Raw genomic sequence first — 20,143 nt, 5'->3', positions numbered from 1 at the left:
GCGGGGTATTGTAGTTGACTCAACACCCGTTGAAAAATCATCTTTTGCCGCGCACGGGTGGCGCGGGTAGCCTCGATCCGGTCAAGAAAAAACATCATCGGACACTACCGGAGGGCTTCATGTATTTCGACCGACGACTATGGGCAATGATGGCGGGACTGCGCTGGCGGGTCGCCGCGGCCGTCGCGCTCGGGCTGCTCGCGATGGGTGTCGGGATCCTGCGCTTCGTGTTTCTCGGCCGCGTGCTGGCGCTGGTCTTTTCCGGCGCGCCGGCACGCAGCATCGGCGAAGCCGTCGTTGCAACGGCGGCCTGCGTGCTGCTGCGCGCATGGCTCGACCATCGCCGCACGATACTCGCACAGCACACGGCCGGGCGCGTGCAGGCCACGCTGCGCGCGCGGCTGTTCGACCGGATCGCCGCGCTCGGCCCCGCCTGGTTCAGCGGCGAACGCACGGGCGGCGTGATGCTGGCCGTCGTCGACGGCGTCGAGCAGTTGCAGACCTTTTTCGGCACTTATTTGCCGCAACTCGTGATCGCCGCCTGCGCGCCGGTGATGATCTTCGCGGTGCTCGCCTGGTGGGACGTGCCGACGGCCGCGATCCTGCTGGTCGCGGCGCTCGTCACGCTCGCGCTGCCGCAACTCGTGCATCGCGCCGACAAGCGCGCGGCGCTCGCACGCTCGGCCGCCTTCAAGGCATTCGGCGAGGAATTTCTCGACGCGGTGCAAGGCCTGCCGACGCTGAAGGCGTTCGGGCAAGGCACGGCGTTCGGCGCGAAGCTGGCCGCGAAGGCGCGTGCGCTGTCCGACAGCACGTTCTGGGTGCTCGCGCTCGGCTTGCTGACGCGGCTCTTCACCGATCTCGGCACCGGCCTCGGCGCGGCCGCCGCGATCGCGGTCGGCGCGTGGCGCGTGCGGCACGGCGACATGAGCCTCGAGGCGCTGCTGATCGTGCTGATGGCCGGCAGCGAAATCTTCCGGCCGCTGCGCGACCTGCGTTCCGTGTTGCACCAGGGGATGATCGGCCAGTCGGCGGCGAATGCGATTCACGCGCTGCTCGAAGCGGATAGCCATGCACCGGCCAACGACGCGCCGCGTGTGACGGGCCTGCGGCCGGAGATCGCGTTCGACGCCGTCAGCTTCGCGTATCCGGGGCGCCGCGCGGACGCGCATGCGGCGCTGAGCTTCTCGGTTCGTGAAGGCGAGACGGTGGCGATCGTCGGGCCGAGCGGCGCGGGCAAGTCGACCATCGTGCGCCTGCTGCTGCGTCAGCACGACGCGCAGGGCGGCGCGATCCGCATTGGCGGCCACGACGTGCGCACGCTCGATGCCGGCCAGGTACGCGAGATGATCGCGGTCGTCGCGCAGGATGCGACGCTGTTCGACGGCAGCGTGGCCGACAACCTGCGGCTCGGCCGCCCCGACGCGAGCGACGCGGACATGATCGCCGCCGCGCGCGCGGCCAACGCGCACGATTTCATCTCGGCGCTGCCCGATGGCTACGCGACGCGCATCGGCGAACGCGGGCTCATGCTGTCGGGCGGCCAGCGCCAGCGCCTGGCGATTGCCCGCGCGCTGCTGCGCGATGCGCCGATCCTGCTGCTAGACGAGGCGCTGTCTTCGGTCGACGCGGAAAACGAAGCGCTGATCCAGCAGGCGCTCGATCGGCTCACGCGCGGGCGGACCACGCTCGTGCTCGCGCACCGGCTGTCCAGCGTGATCGGCGCCGACCGCATCCTGGTGCTCGACCAGGGGCAGGTCGTCGACGAGGGCACGCACGCGGCGCTGATCGCGCGCGACGGCCCATATCGCCGGTTGATGGGGCCGCAACTGGAAGCGGCCGTCGAATCGGCCGGCACGGCAACGACGGCCGGCGCGACCGCGCGCGCGTCGTCGGGCCCGCAGGTGCGGCCACTGAACGACGATGCGGCGGAGATCGGCTGGCCGGAAACCCTGCAGACGCTGCTGCGCTTCGTGCGTCCGTGGACGGGCAAGGTCGTGCTGACGGTGCTGTTCGGGATCGGGCGTGTGCTCGCGTTCATCGGCGTCGGCGTGATCGGCGCGCTGGTGGTCGGCGCGGTACCGGGCGGCCACGTGAACCCGACGCTCGTTGCTGCGCTGCTCGTGATCGCGCCGGTGGCGGCCGTGCTGCACTGGCTCGAATCGTGGCTCGCGCACGACATGGCGTACCGGCTGCTCGCGGAAATGCGCATCGCGCTGTTCGCGACGCTCGAACGTCTCGCGCCGGCCGGGCTGCTGCGCCGCCGCTCCGGCGATCTCGTGTCGCTCGCGACGCAGGACGTCGAGACCGTCGAGTATTTCTATGCGCACACGCTGGCGCCCGCGTTCGTCGCGGTGCTCGTGCCGGCCGCCGTGCTGGTGCTGCTCGCGTCGGTCGCGTGGCCGCTCGCGCTCGTGCTGCTGCCGTTCCTGTTGTGGGCCGGGCTCGCGCCGGTGCTGGCGCGACGCGACGTCGACCGGCTCGGCACCGGCGCGCGCGAAGCGCTCGGCCAGCTCGGCGCGCACCTGACCGAAACGATCCAGGGGCTCGCGGAGCTGACCGCGTTCCAGGCCGTCACGCGCCGTCGCGCAGCGTTCGTGGCCGAAGTCGATGCGTACCGGAAGCAGCGCGCAAAGCTGCTCGACGACCTGTCGACGCAGAGTGCCGCACTGGAAGTCGCGAGCGGGCTCGGCGGGCTGGCCGTCGCGGCGCTCGGCGCGCTGCTGTGTGCGCGCGGCTGGTTTCCGCGCGAATCGTTGCCGCTGCTGGTGCTGATTGCGGTGGCCGCCTTCATGCCGGTGGCCGAAATCGGCCAGGTCGCGCGCCAGCTTGCCGACACGATCGCGTCGACGCGCCGCCTGCGTGCGCTGGAGAAGGAGCCCGTGCCGGTGACGGACGGCGCTGAGGCGATGCCGGCCAATCCGGCGGTGCGTTTCGAAGCCACGTCCTTTACGTACCCGGGCCGCAGCGTGCCCGCGATCGACCGCGTGAGCTTCGAGGTGCCGCCGGGCAGCACGGTCGCGCTGGTCGGTGCGTCGGGCGCCGGCAAGTCGACGGTCGCGAGCCTGCTGCTGCGCTTCTGGGATCCGCAGCAGGGCCGCGTGACGCTCGGCGGCGTCGATCTGCGCGACTTGCGGCTCGACGACTTGCGGCAGCACATCGCGCTGGTTGCGCAGGATACCTACCTGTTCAACGACACGCTCGAAGCGAACATCCGGCTTGCCGCGAACGACGCGTCCGACGCGGACGTGCAGCGCGCGATCGACCATGCGGCGCTCGGCGACTTCGTCGCGCGGCTGCCGGACGGGCTCGCGACGCGCGTCGGCGAACGTGGCGTGCAGTTGTCGGGCGGCCAGCGTCAGCGTGTCGCGATTGCGCGCGCGTTCCTGAAGGATGCGCCCGTGCTGATCCTCGACGAAGCGACGTCCCATCTGGACACGATCAGCGAGCAGCAGATCCGCGCGGCGCTGGAAGACCTGATGACGCAACGCACGTCGATCATCATCGCGCACCGGCTGTCGACCGTGCGCAATGCCGACCTGATCCTCGTGATGGCGCACGGCAGCGTGATCGAGGCCGGCCGGCATGCGGACCTGATGGCACGGCAGGGCGCGTATGCGCGGCTCGTTTCGCATCAGGCGAGCGGGGTCGCGGCGTGAGCGGCCGGCGAACGCTGCTTCAACCCGTGTTGTCAGCGTACGGCTATTGACAACATATGTTGTGTGATTGTCTAATTCTTCATCGCGTGTTGCGCGAGCCCGGTGGCGGGTGGCCCGGCATCATTTGACGGGCCGCGCCAGCCGGGCGCACGCTACATGCCACCGGAATTCGACCCTTTCGCCCGACATGCCGCTTTCCCTTTCCCCCGTCATCGCCGGCGCGCCGTTCGACATCGGCGTGCGCCTCGGCGAGCTCGCCCGTCCCGTGTTCGATGCCTGCATGCAGCAGAGCAGCGCGTGGCAGGCCGTGCGCCGCTGGCGCGGCCATCCGTTCGTCGCTGCGCTGCGGCAGGCCGCGCTGGCCGCGTATCCCGATCTCGTCGCGGAGCTGGACGGGATCGCGGCCGGTATCGGCTGGCCGGCCGAGGACATCTTTCTGTGGAACTGTCGCGGCGAGCTGATCCACAACGCGCCGGACGGTTGCACGACGCTTGCCGCGCGCGACGCGAATGGCACGCGCTGGATCGCGCACAACGAGGACGGCGATCCGTACCTGCGCGAGCGCTGCCTGCTCGTCGACGTGCAACCGGCGGGCAAGCCGGGCTTCGTCAGCTTCTATTACCCCGGCTCGCTGCCGGGCCATACCTTTGCCGCGAACCGCGCGGGCATCGCGCAGGCAATCAACAACCTGCGGATCCGCACGCCGGCAGCGGGCGTGCCGCGCATGATCCTCGCGCGCGCCGTGCTCGATGCGACGTCGCTCGACGCGGCGGCCGACGTGCTGCGCGGTCATGCGCGTGCAAGCGGCTTTCATCACACGCTGGGCGCGACCGGCGATGCACGGGTGCTGAGCATCGAGGCGAGCGTCGCGCGCTGTTCGGTGATCGACGTCGCGCGGCTCGCGGGGCATGCGAACCATCTCGTGCATCCCGGCTGCGACGCGGAAGCGCAGATCGTCACGCAATCGTCGGCCGACCGCCAGCGCCGCGTCGATGCGCTGATGCCCGCCATCGACGCAATCGATGAAGCCGCGCTGCTGCGCGTGCTCGGCGATCGCGCACCGGAAGGGCTGCCGATCTATCGCGACGATCCGGCCGACCCCGACGACGAGAACACGCTGGCCACGGCCATGTTCGCGATCGGCGCGGCATCGATCGATTTCACCATTCACCAACAGGGCGCGCAGTGTTTCGCGACGCGCATCGTGCCGTCCGGACGCGCGCACGACGCATCCTGATCCATGAGGTAACGCATGACGACCGTTTTCCATCGCGCTCCGCGCGCCACCTTGCCCGTTGCCGTCGCAGGCGACGGCATCGAGATCATCGACTCGACCGGCAAACGCTATATCGACGCCTGCGGCGGTGCGGCCGTTTCGTGTCTTGGCCACAGCAACCAGCGCGTGATTGATGCGATCAAGCGGCAGGCGCAGCAACTGGCGTATGCGCATACGTCGTTCTTCACGACCGACGTGGCCGAGGAGCTGGCCGACCGGCTCGTCGACGCCGCGCCGGCCGGCCTTGAACACGTGTATTTCGTGTCGGGCGGCTCCGAGGCGGTCGAGGCCGCGCTGAAGCTCGCGCGCCAGTATTTCGTCGAGAAGGGCGAGCCGCAGCGCCGCCATTTCATCGCGCGGCGCCAGAGCTATCACGGCAACACGCTCGGCGCGCTCGCGATCGGCGGCAATGCGTGGCGGCGTGAGCCGTTCCTGCCGCTGCTGATCGAAGCGCACCACGTGAGCCCGTGCTTCGCGTACCGTGACCAGCAGGCCGGCGAAACCGACGAAGCGTATGCGCAGCGTCTCGCGGACGAGCTCGAGCAGAAGATCGTCGAACTCGGCGCGGATAACGTCGCGGCGTTCGTCGCGGAGACGGTGGTGGGCGCAACGGCCGGCGCGGTGCCGCCGGTGCGCACGTACCTGAAGAAGATTCGCGCGGTGTGCGACAAGTACGGCGTGCTGCTGATCCTCGACGAGATCATGTCGGGGATGGGGCGCACGGGCTATTTGTACGCATGCGATGAAGACGGCGTCGCGCCCGATCTGCTGACGATCGCGAAAGGGCTCGGCGCGGGCTACCAGCCGATCGGCGCGACGCTCGTCAGCGACCGCATTTACCGGACGATCGTCGACGGCTCGGGCTTTTTTCAGCACGGCCACACGTACCTCGGCCATGCAACCGCCTGCGCGGCCGCGCTCGAAGTACAGCGCGTGATCGCCGAAGAGAAGCTGCTCGACAACGTGAAGGCACGCGGTGAGCAACTGCGCGCGTCGTTGCGCGAGCATTACGGCGCGCATCCGCATATCGGCGACGTGCGCGGCCGCGGGTTGTTCGTCGGCGTCGAGCTCGTGCGCGATCGCGACAGCAAGGCGACGTTCGATCCGGCGCTGAAGCTGCACGCGGCAGTCAAGCGCGAAGCGATGCAGCGCGGCCTGATGGTGTATCCGATGGGCGGGACGATCGACGGCGTGCACGGCGATCACATCCTGGTCGCGCCGCCTTTCATTTGCACCGCGCAGCAGATCGATACGATCGTCGAGCGGCTGTCGGGCGCGATCGGTGCGGCGCTCGCGTCGGCCGGCGCATGAGCGGATTCGTCGAACCTTCTCCGGACCTCGCCATGACCAACAGATTGTCTCCGTTCGATCCCGCATCGGCCACCGATGAGCAGAAGGCCGTGCTGGCCGACATTCTCAGCGGCCCGCGCGGCAACCTGAACGGGCCGTTTCTCGGCTGGATCGCGAGCCCCGAGCTTGCTCAGCACGCGCAGAAGCTCGGCGCGTTCTGCCGCTATCGCACGGGCCTGCCGCTGCGCCTGTCGGAACTCGCGATTCTCGTGACGGCCGCGCGCTGGCGCTCGCAGGCCGAGTGGCACATCCACCATCCGATCGCCGTCGACGCGGGCGTGCCGGCCGCGACGGCCGATGCGATCCGGCGCGGCGTCGCACCCGCCTTCGAGTCGGACGACGATGCGCTGATCCATGCGTTCGCGAGCGAGCTGTACGACACGCGGCGCGTGAGCGACGCGACGTTCGCGCGGGCGGAAGCACGCTTCGGCCACGAAACCGTCGTGAATCTCGTGGCATTGCTCGGCTACTACGCGCTCGTCGCGATGACGCTGAACACGTTCGGCATGCGCGCGGAAGGGCAGACCGAATTGCCGTTTCCGGAGTAACGGCGGCGTTTCGACAGTGCCGGAGCAGGGCGGCGATACGTCTGACGAACACCGCGCCGACCTGTTCCCGGCACAATGCAACCAAATGTATTCATGCGGGATCGATGGCCGATCGCCGCGTATGATGGCTTGTTCACGTCGATATGAGCGGTGAGCAAGCATGACGAGTACCCGCAAGACCTTGATGATCGCCGGTGGGCTCCTGGTAGCCGCAGCCGGCACTGCCTACGTGATGCTCCTGCGCGCGGACCACCGTGCGATCGAAGATGCCGGCATCGGCGATTCGGCCGCGCCGGTTGCCACGGCGCCTGCCAGCAACGATCACGCAGTGCAGGGCACCATCGCGCCGCCGGCCCCGGCCGCCGCGACGGCACCGAAACAGGCGGCTGTTGTGCCGCCACCTCCCGCACCGGCACCTACTGCGCCGGCCACAACTGCACGCGTCAGCGCCGCGCCTGCGTCTGCTCCCGCCGTGCCGGTTGTCAGCGACAAACCGCAGCCGGTGACGAAGCCGAGCGCACCGCCGCCGAAGGTCAACGTCGTGACCGTCGATGCGCAGGATTCGACCCCGCCGGCACCGCCGCCGGCCGCCAAAGCTGTGCAGCAGGCCGCGCCTGCACCCGCGCAGGTCACGCAACGCGCGCCGCGCAAGCGTGACGGTCTCGAACGCCACGCGGCCGCAGCACCCGCTGCAACGAAATCCGAAACGCCGGAGACGGCTGCACTCGTCAGGGAATCGGCGAAGCTCGACCCGTCGTTGCCGCCGCCGTCGATGTCGTCAATGTCGTCGAGCAGCGGTTCGTATCGGCAGGGCAGTTCGTCGTCGGGCTCGAATCCGGTTGCTGCCGCGATGACCGAGCAACTGGTCAGGGAGTCGAGCAATTTCAAGACGCCGGCCGGCGGTGTGGCTGCCGGTACGAAATGATGTCGGCTGTGCGTGTTGAAACGAAGCGCGACGATGGGCGCCACGCGAGCAGTTCGGCGTGGCTGCCATCGATCGCTCATGCGACAGGTAGATAGCGTTCGACCAGTCTGGACCAGAACGCGGAACCGACGACCAGGTTTTCATCGTTGAAGTCGTAGGTCGCGCTGTGCAGCGTATTCCCGCCGTCGGTCGGGCCATTGCCAATCCGCAGGAAGCTGCCGGGGCACGCCTGCAACATGTAGGCGAAGTCCTCGCTGCCCATCAACGGAGCCATCTGTTCCGTCACTTGCGCGTCGCCCACCAGTTCTTTCGCGACTTTGATCGCAAGCTCGGTTTCGGCCGCGCTGTTCGTCACCACCGGGTAGCCTTCCACGTAATCGACGACGGCGCAGAGGCCGTAACTGTCGGCCTGCGCGTGCACGAGCGCGGTGATTCTTTCTTTCAGCATCCGCCGGACATCCGCATCGAACGACCGGACGCTGATGCTCAACTCGACTTCGCCCGGGATCACGTTCGGGGCCGATCCGCCCGCGATCTTTCCGATCGTCACGACCGCGGACTGCGTCGGATCGACGTTGCGCGACACGATGGTCTGCAACGCCATCACGATGCTGCCTGCCGCGACGATCGGGTCGTTGGCCAGGTGCGGGCGGGCGGCGTGCCCGCCCTTGCCGATGATCTTCACGAAGACACGGTCTCCCGCGGCCATGAAAGGCCCGGTGCGAAACATGAACGTACCGGCCGGCGCGCCCGGATGATTGTGCATGGCGAACACCGCGTCACACGGAAAACGCGTGAAAAGGCCTTGCTCGACCATGCGTCGGGCACCGCTGTCGAAGCCGCGCTCCTCGGCAGGCTGGAAGATCAGATGTACGGTGCCGTCGAATCTCCTGCGTTGGGCAAGGTGCCGGGCCGCGCCGAGCAACATTGCGGTATGGCCGTCATGACCGCATGCATGCATGCGTCCCGGATGGCGGCTCTTGTGATCGAACGTATTGCGTTCGTCGATCGGCAACGCGTCCATGTCGGCGCGGATCCCGATGCGACGTTTGCCGGAACCCAGCCGCAGCGTGCCGACCACGCCGGTACCGGCGATGCCCGTCGCGACCGTGTAGCCATATTCCTTCAGGCGAGTTGCCACGATTTCGGCGGTCTGCACTTCCTCGAATGCCAGTTCAGGGCAGCAATGCAGCGTATAGCGGAGCTTGCGCAGGTCATCGCCAAGCGGCTGCAGATCGGGAATGGAGCTGAGGTCAGGTAAAAGCATGTGCGATCCAGGAAAAATGAGGACGACTAGAAGGGGCCCCAATGTATGGCGACGCCAGTCGCAATGGCGACGACGCAGATGGCGAACCAGGCAATCAGCAGCGGCGTGACGAAACGCACCCACTTGACGTAGGAGATGCCGGACGTTGCGAGTACGGCCATCAGGACGCCGGAAGTCGGGTTGAAGCAATTGACGATGCCTTCGCCGAGCAGCACGGCATGTACCGTGACCTGTCGGGTCAGGTGCAGCGTGTCGCCGAGCGGTGCGAAGATCGGGATGAGCACCGCGGATTCGCCGGACCCTGACGAGATTCCGACATGGATCAACGCGGCGCTCAGGAACATGCAGATCGCAGCCATCGTGGCGTCGAGCGGTGCAAGCATGCCGGCAAGCGCGTTGACGATCGGGTCCATGATCCTGCCGTCGGCGAGCACGATCGAGATGGCCCGTGCCATGCCGACCACGAGCGCGCCCTTGACGAGCCCGCCGCAGCCGTGAAGGAAGGTGTCCGCGATCGCGCCCGGGCGCATGCCGCTCACGATCCCTGCAGCGATGGCCATGACGAGAAACATCGCGACCATTTCGATCTCGGCCCAGTTGCGCGTCGACGAACCGTAAACGAAGATCGCCAGGCACACGACCACGATGCCGATGACAGCGAGTTGCCGGGCGTTGAACCGTTGCGCGGACGAGGGCGGCAGGGTGCGGGCCCCGGGGATCGCCGGATCGGAAGCCGCTGCGTCATTCGTTCGACAGGCGTGGATTCGGGCGACGAGGAAAATGATCGTGGCCGCCACGAACGCGACATACACGCCTACCCGGAACGTCATGCCGGAAAACATCGGCAGCCCGGCCAGGCGTTGCGACAGTCCGGTTGTGACCGGATTGAGGATGCCCGTGTTGAAGCCGGCATAGGTGCCCAGGTAGATCATGCCGGCGCCGGTTTCTTTCGGCAGTTGCATCGACTCTGCGAGCAGCAGCCCGAGCGGGACGAACGCGACGACCGAATTCGTCACCACGCCGAGTGTGCCGAGCAGCGAAAAGATGCAGCAAATGATGGCGACGTACCAATGTGCGCGCGCTCCCGGCTTGACCAGCGCGAGTGCACTGCGGACGGCGCCGGTCGACTCGAGTACGGCCAGTGCGCCGCCGGTGAACAGGATCAGGAAGATGATGGGCGCGGACGAGATCATCCCCTTTGCCAGCGCGACAAACATCTCGCCCGGCATCACGCCGTGCCCGGCAACCGGTTTCAGGCTGTTCGGCACGACGAAGCCGATGCCGTTGCTGACCGTACGGGCAAACTCGCCGGACGGCACGATCCAGGTCGCGATGGTGGCGGCCACCAGCATGACGAACAGCAGCACATAGGGGCTGATCGGCTCCTTGCCGCTGCGCGCGCGGGTTGGCGGGCGTGGTTGCCACGCGCCGTCGACTGACCGTCTGGTGTCGTTCATGTTGCTCCTCCGTTGTTGTGCTCGAGTGCCAGGCCACTCGGCCTTTCTGGTTCGACGCCGGCTGGTGGCATTCCCTGACCGGCTCCGGGGCGCAGTATCAGGGAAGATCGATCTGGAAAGTTGCTCGGATCGCGGCGAGAATGTTGCATTGAATGCAACACGGGAGCCTGCGTTGGATACGGTCGAATGGAGTCTTTCGGAGCGCACGCTGCAATACCTGGCCGCGATCGCCACGTACGGCGGGATGCGCCAGGCAGCGCTGGGGCTGGATGTGAACGTATCGACGATCAGTCGGCAGGTTGCCGTTGCCGAGCGTGAGCTTCGGCTATCGCTGGTGACGCGTCGCGGCCGGGAAATGGCGTTGACGGAAGCGGGGCGGATGGCGGTCGATTATTTTCGCGACTGCGAGCGCAACGCCCGCCGGTTTCGCACGCAACTCGACGAATATCGCGGCCTCAAGCGGGGGCAGGTCACGATCGCCGTCGGCGAAGGGGCGGTAGCGAGCCTGGTCTCGATCGTCCTCAAGCCGTTCCTGGAGAAATATCCGGATATCACCGTGGAGTTGCGCACCGGCTCGCTTCCGCAACTCCTGTCGATGACGCGGGAGGACCAGGTCGATGTCTGTGTGTCGATCGGCGCGACGACGGATCCGACATTGAACGCGCGCCTGTTCCGGAGCGAGCCCATCTGCGCGATCTTCTCGGTGAACCATCCGATGGCTTCGCGCAAATCGGTGAAGATGGAAGCGCTCGTCAACGAGCGCATTGTCTTCATGCCCGCCGAGTTCGGGTTGCAGGCGCACGTCGATGCGATCCTGGCCGATATCGGGCGCACGTACGTTCCAGCGTTCCGCTGCGACCGGTTTTCGACGGCAGTCGCGATTGCGGCACAGAATCTCGGTGTTGCGTTCATGACGCGTACCGCGGCCCAGGAGAGGATCGCCGCAGGGCAGGTCGTCGCGGTGCCGCTCGATCATCCCATTGCGCGCGCTTTCGATCGCTACGTGGTCACGCGTGCGGGGCGGCGGCTCGGTCCGGCCGCGAACTTTCTTCGGCGGGAAATCGTCAGGTTGATGTCGGCCGTGTAGAGGGGGAGGCTGCTTCAACCTTCGTTCCCTGCCCGTCATGGATTCACAAAAAAAAGGACCCCGCACGCCGACCAAAGCATGCGGGGCCAAGAGAGACAAACTGTTGTGCCGATGGGCTGACGCGCGTTACGCGGCGACCGCTTCCTCGGCCTGCGGTTGCGCGGCGGCAACCGGCGTCACGTCCTGCCGGATCAGGTGGTCGAACGCGCCGAGCGATGCCTTCGCGCCTTCACCGACCGCGATCACGATCTGCTTGAACGGCACCGTCGTCACGTCGCCGGCCGCGAACACGCCCGGCACCGACGTCGCGCCGCGCGCATCGACGACGATTTCGCCGTGCTTCGACAGTTCGACCGTACCCTTCAGCCATTCGGTGTTCGGCACGAGGCCGATCTGCACGAACACGCCTTCCAGATCGATGCGCTGCGTGTCGCCCGAGCGCAGATCCTTGTAGACGAGCCCGTTCAGCTTGCTGCCGTCGCCGGTCAGCTCGGTCGTTTGCGCCTGCGTGACGATCGTCACGTTCGGCAGGCTGCGCAGCTTGCGCTGCAGCACTTCGTCCGCGCGCAGTTGTGCGCCGTATTCGATCAGCGTGACGGCCTTCACGATGCCGGCGAGGTCGATCGCGGCCTCGACACCCGAGTTGCCGCCGCCGACCACCGCGACACGCTTGCCCTTGAACAGCGGGCCGTCGCAGTGCGGGCAGTACGCGACACCGCGGTTGCGGTATTCGCGCTCGCCCGGCACGTTGATTTCGCGCCAGCGTGCGCCGGTCGCGAGGACGATCGTCTTCGCCTTCAGCACCGCGCCATTCGCGAGGCGGATCTGGTGCACGTCGCCCGGAATCAGCGCGTCGGCGCGCTGCACGTCCATGATGTCGACGTCGTACTGCTTCACGTGCTGTTCGAGCGCGGTCGCGAACTTCGGCCCTTCGGTTTCCTGCACCGACACGAAGTTCTCGATTGCCATCGTGTCGAGCACCTGGCCGCCGAAGCGCTCGGCCACGACGCCCGTCGCAATGCCCTTGCGCGCCGAGTAGATCGCCGCCGCCGCACCTGCCGGGCCGCCGCCGACGATCAGCGTATCGAACACCGGCTTGTTCTCGAGCGACTTCGCGGCACGTGCGCTCGCACCCGTGTCGAGCTTCGCGAGGATTTCCTTCACGCTGCTGCGGCCCTGGCCGAACGATGCGCCGTTCAGGAACATCGTCGGCACGGCCATGATCTGGCGCGACTCGACTTCGCTCTGGAACAGCGCGCCGTCGATCGCGACGTGACGGATGCGCGGATTGACCAGCGACATCACGTTCAGCGCTTGCACGACCTCCGGGCAGTTCTGGCACGACAGCGAGAAATACGTCTCGAACGCGTAGTCGCCGTCGAGTGCGCGGATCTGTTCGATCACGTCGTCGTCGAGCTTGATCGGGTGGCCGCCCGTCTGCAGCAGCGCGAGCACGAGCGACGTGAATTCGTGGCCCATCGGGATGCCGGCGAAGCGGATGCCGGCCGGCTTGCCGGGCTCGCCGATCGAGAACGACGGCTTGCGCTCGGCGTCGTCGCGGCGTTCGGTCACGGTCACGCGATCCGTCAGCGACGCAATCTCGTTCAGCAGCGCCAGCAGTTCCTGCGATTTCGCGCTGTCGTCGAGCGAGGCGACGAGTTCGATCGGGCGCGTGATCTTTTCGAGGTACGCTTTGAGTTGGTTCTTGAGATTGGCGTCGAGCATGGCGTTTCGGATTCCGTATTAATGATTCTGGTCGGGCACGTCGTGCCGGAGGAGGGCGCGGGCCGCATGCTGCAGCGGCCCGTGTTGGTGTGTCTCGCGCGCCTCGAGCGAGGCGCGCGGAGCGATCGTCAGATCTTGCCGATCAGGTCGAGCGACGGGGTCAGCGTTTCCGCACCCGGCGTCCACTTGGCCGGGCACACTTCACCCGGGTGCGCCGCGATGTATTGCGCAGCCTGCACCTTGCGCAGCAGTTCGCCTGCGTCGCGGCCGATGCCGTTGTCGTGGATTTCGCACAGCTTGATCTCGCCTTCCGGGTTGATCACGAACGTGCCGCGCAGGGCCATCCCTTCTTCCTCGATCAGCACGTCGAAGTTGCGCGACAGCGTGAGCGTCGGGTCGCCGATCATCGGGTACTTGATCTTGCCGATCGTGTCCGACGTGTCGTGCCAGGCCTTGTGCGTGAAGTGCGTGTCGGTCGACACGCCGTAGATTTCGACACCCAGCTTCTGGAATTCCGCGTAACGGTCGGCGAGGTCGCCCAGTTCGGTCGGGCAGACGAACGTGAAGTCGGCCGGGTAGAACACGACGACGGACCACTTGCCCTTGAAGTTCTCTTCCGAGACGGGCACGAAATCGCCATTGTGGTATGCGGTTGCCTTGAACGGCTTGATTTGGGTGTTGATGATCGGCATCTGGAGAATTCCTTTGCTTCAGTGGTGAGTGGAGTGTTGCCAGTATCCGGGTTCACCCTGAGTTTGTGAAATTGCTTGTTTCAATCCGGGGCATCGAGAATTTCTATCTGCTTCCGGCCCTTGATTGGGTGGGGCTTGCGGGGGAGTGGGGACGCATGGGGCGAGCAGGCGAGACGCCTGGGCCTCAGCAGGTGGAGGGGGGGCATCGACAGTCGGTCGTCCCGGCGGATCGACTCCTGGCGGCACCGAAGGAGGTTCGGTTGACGGGGCGGTACGCGCCTTCACCACTCCGAGCGCAGGTTCTCCTGGCTTACGCTCACGCGCCCTTTCAATAGACCGAACACATTGTTGGCAAGTGTCTCTTTGTGTCGCGCGATACAGGTATCGATCGCGTCGCCGATGATCTCGGCGCAGGAGCGGTTCTGGTTTGCTGCGATAAGGGTCAACGCGGCATGCTGGTCATCTGACAGGTCGACCGGGATGGTGCTCATTGCAACCTCCGTTACTTGACGCACCCATCATCGATATCCGGCCGGGCAAATGCAAGGTTGCGGCATGGCAGGCGCGAATGCCGACGCCTGATGCCCGGTTCGGTTGACAGGACGCACCCCCCTCAAATCCCCGCCATCTTCCTCAGCCACTCCGCCAGCCGCCTGGCCCCGTCCGGCATGTCCGCGTCCGCGCGCGTGCACAGGTAGTAATCGCGCCCGTCGTCGAGCGCGTGATCGAACAGCTTCACGAGCTCGCCATTCGCCAGCTCGCGCTCGACCAGCGGCGCGCGCAGCAACGCCGCGCCGAGATCCGCGCGTGCGGCGCTCAACGTCAACTGGCCGTCCTCGAACATCGGCCCCACCGCATGCGACACGTGCTTCACGCCCGCGCCCTGCAGCCAGTTGACCCACGTGCTGCGATCCTCGTCATGCACGAGCGGGGCGCGCGCGAGATCGGCCGGCGTGCGGAACGGCCCGTGACGCTTCAGGAACGCCGGACTGCACATCGGCACCATCGCGCCTGGCAGCAGCCGCTCGCAGCGGTAGCCGGGCCAGTCGCCGGTGCCGAAGCGGATCGACAGGTCCGACGCATCGCTGCGGTAGTTGCGGTGATGCGCGTACAGCACCGTCACGTCGACGTCGGTGTTGTCCGCCAGGAACGCGTGCAGCCGCGGAATGAACCAGCCGATGCCGAGCAGCGGAATCAGGCTGACGGTGATCTGCCGCAGCGACGACCGGTCGCGCACGAAGCGCGTCGCGCTGCGCAGCACGGAGAACGCGGCGCTGATCGAGCGGTAGTAGTCGCGGCCTTCGTCGGTGAGCGCGAGCAGCCGGCCCTCGCGCACCGTCAGCGGCGTCTGGATGAACGCTTCGAGCAGCTGCAGCTGATGGCTCACAGCCGACGGCGTGATGTCGAGCTCGCCCGCCGCCGCGGTGACCGACCCGAGACGCGCGAACGCTTCGAACGCACGCACCGCGCGCAGCGGCGGATCGTGCGGCAATTGTTCGATATTTTTCATGTGTCGAATTTTATCGAAAAGTCAGCGTGAGTGACAACATGAAAATATTCCGTAATTACAACTATTTAAGTTAATGTGCCGAGAACGGCATAAGCATCCAACAATTGGGTATTTGGGGTTTGGGTGCTGAATATTTAATATTTTTCATGTTTTGATCCGATTCACCGATCCCCGCACATGAAAATCGCTTTTCTCCCCGCCAGCCTCGCCTTCTCGGCGGCCGCCCTGGTCGCCTCCGTTCCCGCGTTCGCGCAATCCGCTCCGCAGACGATCCTGATCGGTCTCGCCGCGCCGCTCACCGGCCCGTCCGCGCGGATCGGCAAGGATCTGCAGAACGGCGCGCAACTCGCGATCGACGACGCGAACGCGAAGCATCCGACCATCGGCGGCAAGCCGGTCGTCTACAAGCTCGTCGCGGCCGACGACCAGTCCGACCCGCGCACGGCCGTCGCGGTTGCGCAGCAACTTGTCGACACGCACGTGATCGGCGTCGTCGGCCACTGGAACACGGGCTGCAGCGTGCCGGCGTCGCGCGTCTATCGCGATGCGGGCATCCCGCAGATCGCGCCGGCGTCCACCGGACATCAGTACACGCAGCAGGGCTACGCGACGGCCTTCCGCATCATGGGTCACGACGATGCGGGCGGCAATTTCACCGGCGCGTACGCGGTGAAGACGCTGAAGGCGAAGCGCATCGCGGTGATCGACGATCGCACGTCGTTCGGCGCGGGGCTCGCCGACCAGTTCATCAAGGGCGTGCAGGCGAACGGCGGCGCGATCGTCGATCGCCAGTACGTGAACGACAAGACCACCGACTTCAGCGGCGTGCTGACCGCGATCAAGGGCAAGCGCGCCGATCTCGTGTTCTTCGGCGGCCTCGATGCGCAGGCTGCGCCGATCTCGCGCCGGATGCGCCAGCTCGGCGTGAACGCGCCGCTGCTCGGCGCAGGCGGCTTCGTGAGCCAGACCTTCCTGTCGCTCGCGGGCAAGGACGGCGACGGCGTGACGGCGCTCGAACCGGGCCTGCCGCTCGACCGGATGCCGGGCGGCAAGGCGTTCGACACGCAATACCAGGCGCGCTTCCACGCCCCGATCGAACTGCATGCGCCGTTCGCGTACGATGCGGCCGCCACGCTGATCGCGGCCGCGCAGAAGGCCGGCACGACGCAGCCGGCGAAGCTGGTCGCGGCGGTGCGTGCGATCGACCGGCCCGGCGTGACGGGGCGGATCGCGTTCGACAATGAAGGCAACCTGAAGGACCCGGCCTTCACGATCTATCAGGTGCGCGGCGGCAAGTGGACCGTCGTCGACGTGCTCGGCGGCTCGCGCACCGCGACCAAGTAACCGAAACAGCGTAAAAAAACCAAGACGACCCCCATGACCGAAGCGACCCAGACACCCGCCGCCGCACCCGAGGACACGCGCCTCGGCATCCTCGCGCGGCGCCGCATCGAAGCGGAAATCATCAAGCCGATCTACGAGATCATGAAGCGTGAGTTCGGCGCCGAGCGCGCGCAGGCCGTGATCGCGGAAGCCGTGCGCGGCGCGGCCGTCGACGCCGGCCGCACCTTCGCCGCGCAGGAGCCGGACGGCGCGAGCGTGAAGTCGTTCATCGCGCTGCAGGTGCTGTGGGAGAAGGACGATGCGCTCGACGTCGAGGTGCGGCGAGCGGACGATGCGCACTACGACTATGACGTGCATCGCTGCAGCTACGCGGAGATGTATCACGCGATGGGGCTCGGCGAGATCGGCCACCTGCTGAGCTGCGCGCGCGACAGCTATTTCATCCAGGGCTATGCGCCGGACGTCGCGCTCACGCGCACGAGCACGATCATGCAGGGCGGCAAGCGCTGCGATTTCCGCTACGCGCTGCAAGCCGCGCCGGAGAACGGCGATGCGTAACGACACCGCCCATACCCATGCGGCAAGCGCGAGTGCGCCGCGCGTCGACGGCCATCGCCTGTGGGCGTCGCTCGACCGGATGGCGCAGATCGGCGCGACGCCGAAGGGCGGCGTCTGCCGCCTTGCGCTGACCGATCTCGATCGCGAGTCGCGCGACCTGTTCGTGCAATGGGCGCAAGACGCCGGCTGCACGGTGCGCGTGGACCAGATGGGCAACGTGTTCGCGCGCCGCGCGGGTCGCAACCCCGACGCCGCGCCGGTCATGACGGGCTCGCACGCGGACTCGCAGCCGACGGGCGGCCGCTACGACGGTATCTACGGCGTGCTTGGCGGACTCGAGGTCGTGCGCGCGCTGAACGACGCGGGCATCGAGACCGAGCGCCCGATCGACGTCGTGATCTGGACCAACGAGGAAGGCTCGCGCTTCGCGCCGGCGATGGTGTCGGCCGGCGTGTTCTCGGGCGTCTATACGCTCGAATACGGGCTGTCGCGCACTGACAGTGCAGGCAGGACGATCGGCGAGGAACTGGCGCGGATCGGCTATGCGGGCGCCGAGCCCGTCGGCGGCTATCTGGTGCATGCGGCGTATGAGCTGCATATCGAACAGGGCGCGATTCTCGAACGTGCCGGCAAGACGATCGGCGTCGTGACGGCCGGGCAGGGGCAGCGCTGGTACGAGGTGACGTTCACGGGTGTCGACGCGCACGCGGGCACGACGCCGATGGAATTCCGCCGCGATGCGCTGGTCGGCGCCGCGCGGATGATCTCGTTCGTCGAAGTGCTCGGCCGCCGTTACGCGCCGTACGCGCGCGCGACGGTCGGGATGATCGAGGCGCGGCCGAACTCGCGCAACACGGTGCCGGGCGGCTGCTTCTTCACGGTCGAATTCCGTCATCCCGACGACGCGGTGCTCGACGAGCTGGATGCGGCGCTGCGTGCGGAGCTGGCGCGCGTGGCCGACGAAACGGGCCTCGGCGCGCAGATCGAGCAGATCTTCACGTATGCGCCGATCCCGTTCGCGCCGCGCTGCATCGACACGGTGCGCGATGCGGCACAGGCGCTCGGGCTGTCGCACATGGATATCGTGTCCGGCGCGGGTCATGACGCCTGCTATGTCGCGCGCGTCGCGCCGACGGGGATGATCTTCGTGCCGTGCGTCGACGGGCTGAGCCACAACGAGGCCGAAGCGATTACGCCCGAGTGGGCGGCGGCGGGCGCCGACGTGCTGTTGCGTGCGGTGCTGCAGAGCGCGCAGGAAGCCTGAGTCTGAGCCTGAGCGTGATGGCGGCGGTCTGGCGAGAGCGTGTGCTCCGGGCCGCGCCGCGCCGTTTCGCGCCTGACGACGCGAACGCGCGGTTCGCGTCAGGCCGTTGGCGAATGTCGATCGATATATCGCCGCATCACATGGAACGCCGTATCGGTGCGCCCCGGCATCGTCACCATCGCGCCATCGGCCGCGAAGCCGAGCTTTTCGTAGAACCGGTACGCGGCTTCGCGTGCCGTGCACCACACGAGCGCGGCCCCATGTGCTTCCGCATGCCGCACGCAGACCTGCACCAGCACGCGCCCGAAGCCCAGGCCGCGAACCGCAGGGTGGACGGCCATCCCGCGCAGCCGCCACGCCGGCCGCGCGCGATCGTCGTCGCGCCACGCCTCGCAGAGAGACGCAACGGCGACGATGCCCGATGCGTCGCGTACGCCGACGTGCAGGGTCGTCGGCGCATGGTCGCCAGCCAGTTCGCACGCGTTCAGATCGCCGTTCAGCAGGATCGTCGCCCGGAGCGGGTGTGTCTGCGCGGCCTCGATCGATGCGATGGTGAACAGCGTGTCGTGTGACGTCATCAACGTTCCTTGTGTAGTCCGGCCGCGCGTTACTGAGCGGCCTTGCGCCGCGCCATATACGCGAGATACGCGACGATCTGGTCGAGTTCGCGGTCGCTCAGCTGATCGGGCGGAAACGCCGGCATGCTGCGGCCCGGCCAGTCGCGCACCGACGCCGGGTTGCGGATGTAGCGGCGCAGCGCGGCGGGCTGGAAGTAGTCGACCGGATTCATCGGCGTGTTCAGGTCGGGGCCGGCGTGGCTGCTGCCCGCGCCGTCGATGCGGTGGCACGCGAGGCATTGCGTGACGAACAGGTGCTGGCCGGCGCGCGCCGGGTCGTTCGCGGGCAGCGCGGCATCGACGGCAAGCGACGGCCAGCGCGCGAGCGGCGACGATTCGATCGTGACGCGCACGATCTGATACGGCCATTGCTCGCCGCGCACCGACGACGCTTTCGGCCCGAGCCAGACGAGATAGAACGGCCCCGCGCTGACCGCCTTGCCCGGCAGTGTCGGCCACGGGTGCGCGGGATCCTCGATCGCGAGCCATGCAACGGCGCCGGCCGGCGCGCGGTGGCGCGCGAGCTCCAGCGGCAGTTGTGCGGCGAAACCGTCGGCTGCGCGGGTTTCGAGCACGCCGTCGGCCGGCAGCGTGTCGCCGAGCAGGTCGGCGAACGGCACCGCGCGGAAGGTCATCGGTTTGCCGTACGCGATGTCGCGCGGCACGCGGATCGTCGCGGCGTCGGGGCGCGCGAGCAGCGCCTGCGGCGTGAAGGAGCGGGGCGTGTCGCCGGTCGCGAGCTCGAGCGCGGACTCGGCGAATGCGCGCTGCCCGAGCAGGCAAACCGTCAGCAGCAACAGCGGAAACAACCGGCGCTTCAGCATTCGTTCTCCAGGGAGGGCAGGTTCGGCAACGGCGGGAGGA

At 67.3% G+C, this 20,143-nt stretch carries 17 protein-coding genes; 9 read left to right on the top strand and 8 right to left on the bottom strand.

Annotated elements, in window-relative coordinates; translation table 11 throughout:
* The first annotated feature begins 119 nt into the window (after positions 1 to 119).
* The 5 genes from BDO18943_RS21275 (at position 120) to BDO18943_RS21255 (ending at position 7,758) form a co-directional block, all read left to right on the top strand.
* Positions 120 to 3,659 carry an ABC transporter ATP-binding protein/permease gene (locus tag BDO18943_RS21275; RefSeq protein WP_175023913.1) on the top strand — a complete coding sequence of 1,180 codons (3,540 nt, stop codon included), beginning with the start codon at positions 120 to 122 and terminating at the stop codon, positions 3,657 to 3,659.
* A 187-nt stretch (positions 3,660 to 3,846) separates the two neighbouring features.
* Positions 3,847 to 4,896, top strand: coding sequence for a C45 family autoproteolytic acyltransferase/hydolase (locus BDO18943_RS21270; protein ID WP_175023912.1), 1,050 nt, complete (start codon positions 3,847 to 3,849; stop codon positions 4,894 to 4,896).
* Positions 4,897 to 4,911: 15 nt separating this feature from the next.
* On the top strand, positions 4,912 to 6,246 hold the full coding sequence (locus BDO18943_RS21265; RefSeq protein ID WP_175023911.1) for an aspartate aminotransferase family protein: 1,335 nt from the start codon (positions 4,912 to 4,914) through the stop codon (positions 6,244 to 6,246).
* A gap of 32 nt (positions 6,247 to 6,278) precedes the next feature.
* On the top strand, positions 6,279 to 6,833 hold the full coding sequence (locus BDO18943_RS21260) for a carboxymuconolactone decarboxylase family protein (protein ID WP_175023910.1): 555 nt from the start codon (positions 6,279 to 6,281) through the stop codon (positions 6,831 to 6,833).
* A gap of 160 nt (positions 6,834 to 6,993) precedes the next feature.
* Positions 6,994 to 7,758: an extensin gene (locus BDO18943_RS21255; RefSeq protein ID WP_175023909.1), complete on the top strand. Its 765-nt coding sequence runs from the start codon at positions 6,994 to 6,996 to the stop codon at positions 7,756 to 7,758.
* Positions 7,759 to 7,834: 76 nt separating this feature from the next.
* On the opposite strand, the gene BDO18943_RS21250 is transcribed toward BDO18943_RS21255, so the two are convergent.
* Both BDO18943_RS21250 and BDO18943_RS21245 read right to left on the bottom strand, forming a co-directional pair.
* Complete coding sequence (locus BDO18943_RS21250) at positions 7,835 to 9,025, bottom strand: M20 aminoacylase family protein (RefSeq protein ID WP_175023955.1); 1,191 nt, start codon at positions 9,023 to 9,025, stop codon at positions 7,835 to 7,837.
* A 26-nt stretch (positions 9,026 to 9,051) separates the two neighbouring features.
* A complete protein-coding gene (locus BDO18943_RS21245) occupies positions 9,052 to 10,392 on the bottom strand; it encodes a YfcC family protein (protein ID WP_235996149.1) in 1,341 nt (446 codons plus the stop codon).
* Positions 10,393 to 10,654: 262 nt separating this feature from the next.
* On the opposite strand from BDO18943_RS21245, the gene BDO18943_RS21240 reads away from it, so the two are divergent.
* The gene (locus BDO18943_RS21240; protein ID WP_175023908.1) at positions 10,655 to 11,569 is read left to right on the top strand and encodes a LysR family transcriptional regulator; all 915 of its coding nucleotides are present in this window, start codon (positions 10,655 to 10,657) and stop codon (positions 11,567 to 11,569) included.
* A 126-nt stretch (positions 11,570 to 11,695) separates the two neighbouring features.
* On the opposite strand, the gene ahpF is transcribed toward BDO18943_RS21240, so the two are convergent.
* The 4 genes from ahpF to BDO18943_RS21220 all read right to left on the bottom strand — a co-directional run bounded on the left by ahpF (position 11,696) and on the right by BDO18943_RS21220 (position 15,496).
* On the bottom strand, positions 11,696 to 13,294 hold the full coding sequence (gene ahpF / locus BDO18943_RS21235; RefSeq protein WP_175023907.1) for an alkyl hydroperoxide reductase subunit F: 1,599 nt from the start codon (positions 13,292 to 13,294) through the stop codon (positions 11,696 to 11,698).
* A gap of 128 nt (positions 13,295 to 13,422) precedes the next feature.
* Complete coding sequence (gene ahpC / locus BDO18943_RS21230) at positions 13,423 to 13,986, bottom strand: alkyl hydroperoxide reductase subunit C (protein WP_006488685.1); 564 nt, start codon at positions 13,984 to 13,986, stop codon at positions 13,423 to 13,425.
* Between the two features lie 281 nt (positions 13,987 to 14,267).
* The gene (locus BDO18943_RS21225; RefSeq protein WP_175023906.1) at positions 14,268 to 14,477 is read right to left on the bottom strand and encodes a CopG family transcriptional regulator; all 210 of its coding nucleotides are present in this window, start codon (positions 14,475 to 14,477) and stop codon (positions 14,268 to 14,270) included.
* 122 nt (positions 14,478 to 14,599) lie between these two features.
* Positions 14,600 to 15,496 carry a LysR substrate-binding domain-containing protein gene (locus BDO18943_RS21220; RefSeq protein ID WP_175023905.1) on the bottom strand — a complete coding sequence of 299 codons (897 nt, stop codon included), beginning with the start codon at positions 15,494 to 15,496 and terminating at the stop codon, positions 14,600 to 14,602.
* A 177-nt stretch (positions 15,497 to 15,673) separates the two neighbouring features.
* On the opposite strand from BDO18943_RS21220, the gene BDO18943_RS21215 reads away from it, so the two are divergent.
* Genes BDO18943_RS21215 through BDO18943_RS21205 form a run of 3 tightly spaced genes read left to right on the top strand, consistent with a single transcriptional unit; the run spans position 15,674 to position 18,662 of the window.
* A complete protein-coding gene (locus tag BDO18943_RS21215; protein WP_175023904.1) occupies positions 15,674 to 16,840 on the top strand; it encodes a branched-chain amino acid ABC transporter substrate-binding protein in 1,167 nt (388 codons plus the stop codon).
* 33 nt (positions 16,841 to 16,873) lie between these two features.
* On the top strand, positions 16,874 to 17,398 hold the full coding sequence (locus BDO18943_RS21210) for an L-2-amino-thiazoline-4-carboxylic acid hydrolase (protein ID WP_043183259.1): 525 nt from the start codon (positions 16,874 to 16,876) through the stop codon (positions 17,396 to 17,398).
* Complete coding sequence (locus tag BDO18943_RS21205; RefSeq protein WP_175023903.1) at positions 17,391 to 18,662, top strand: Zn-dependent hydrolase; 1,272 nt, start codon at positions 17,391 to 17,393, stop codon at positions 18,660 to 18,662. The genes BDO18943_RS21210 and BDO18943_RS21205 overlap by 8 nt, the downstream gene beginning before the upstream one ends.
* Positions 18,663 to 18,760: 98 nt before the next feature.
* Here the strand turns inward: BDO18943_RS21205 and BDO18943_RS21200 are convergent, their stop codons facing one another.
* Together BDO18943_RS21200 and BDO18943_RS21195 are read right to left on the bottom strand one after the other, a co-directional pair.
* Complete coding sequence (locus tag BDO18943_RS21200; protein WP_175023902.1) at positions 18,761 to 19,240, bottom strand: GNAT family N-acetyltransferase; 480 nt, start codon at positions 19,238 to 19,240, stop codon at positions 18,761 to 18,763.
* A 29-nt stretch (positions 19,241 to 19,269) separates the two neighbouring features.
* Positions 19,270 to 20,103, bottom strand: coding sequence for a c-type cytochrome (locus BDO18943_RS21195; protein WP_175023901.1), 834 nt, complete (start codon positions 20,101 to 20,103; stop codon positions 19,270 to 19,272).
* Between the last annotated feature and the right edge of the window lie 40 nt (positions 20,104 to 20,143).

Origin of the sequence: Burkholderia aenigmatica (assembly GCF_902499175.1) — a bacterium.
In the GTDB taxonomy this organism is placed as follows: domain Bacteria; phylum Pseudomonadota; class Gammaproteobacteria; order Burkholderiales; family Burkholderiaceae; genus Burkholderia; species Burkholderia aenigmatica.
This window is presented reverse-complemented; position numbering and strand designations above follow the sequence as displayed.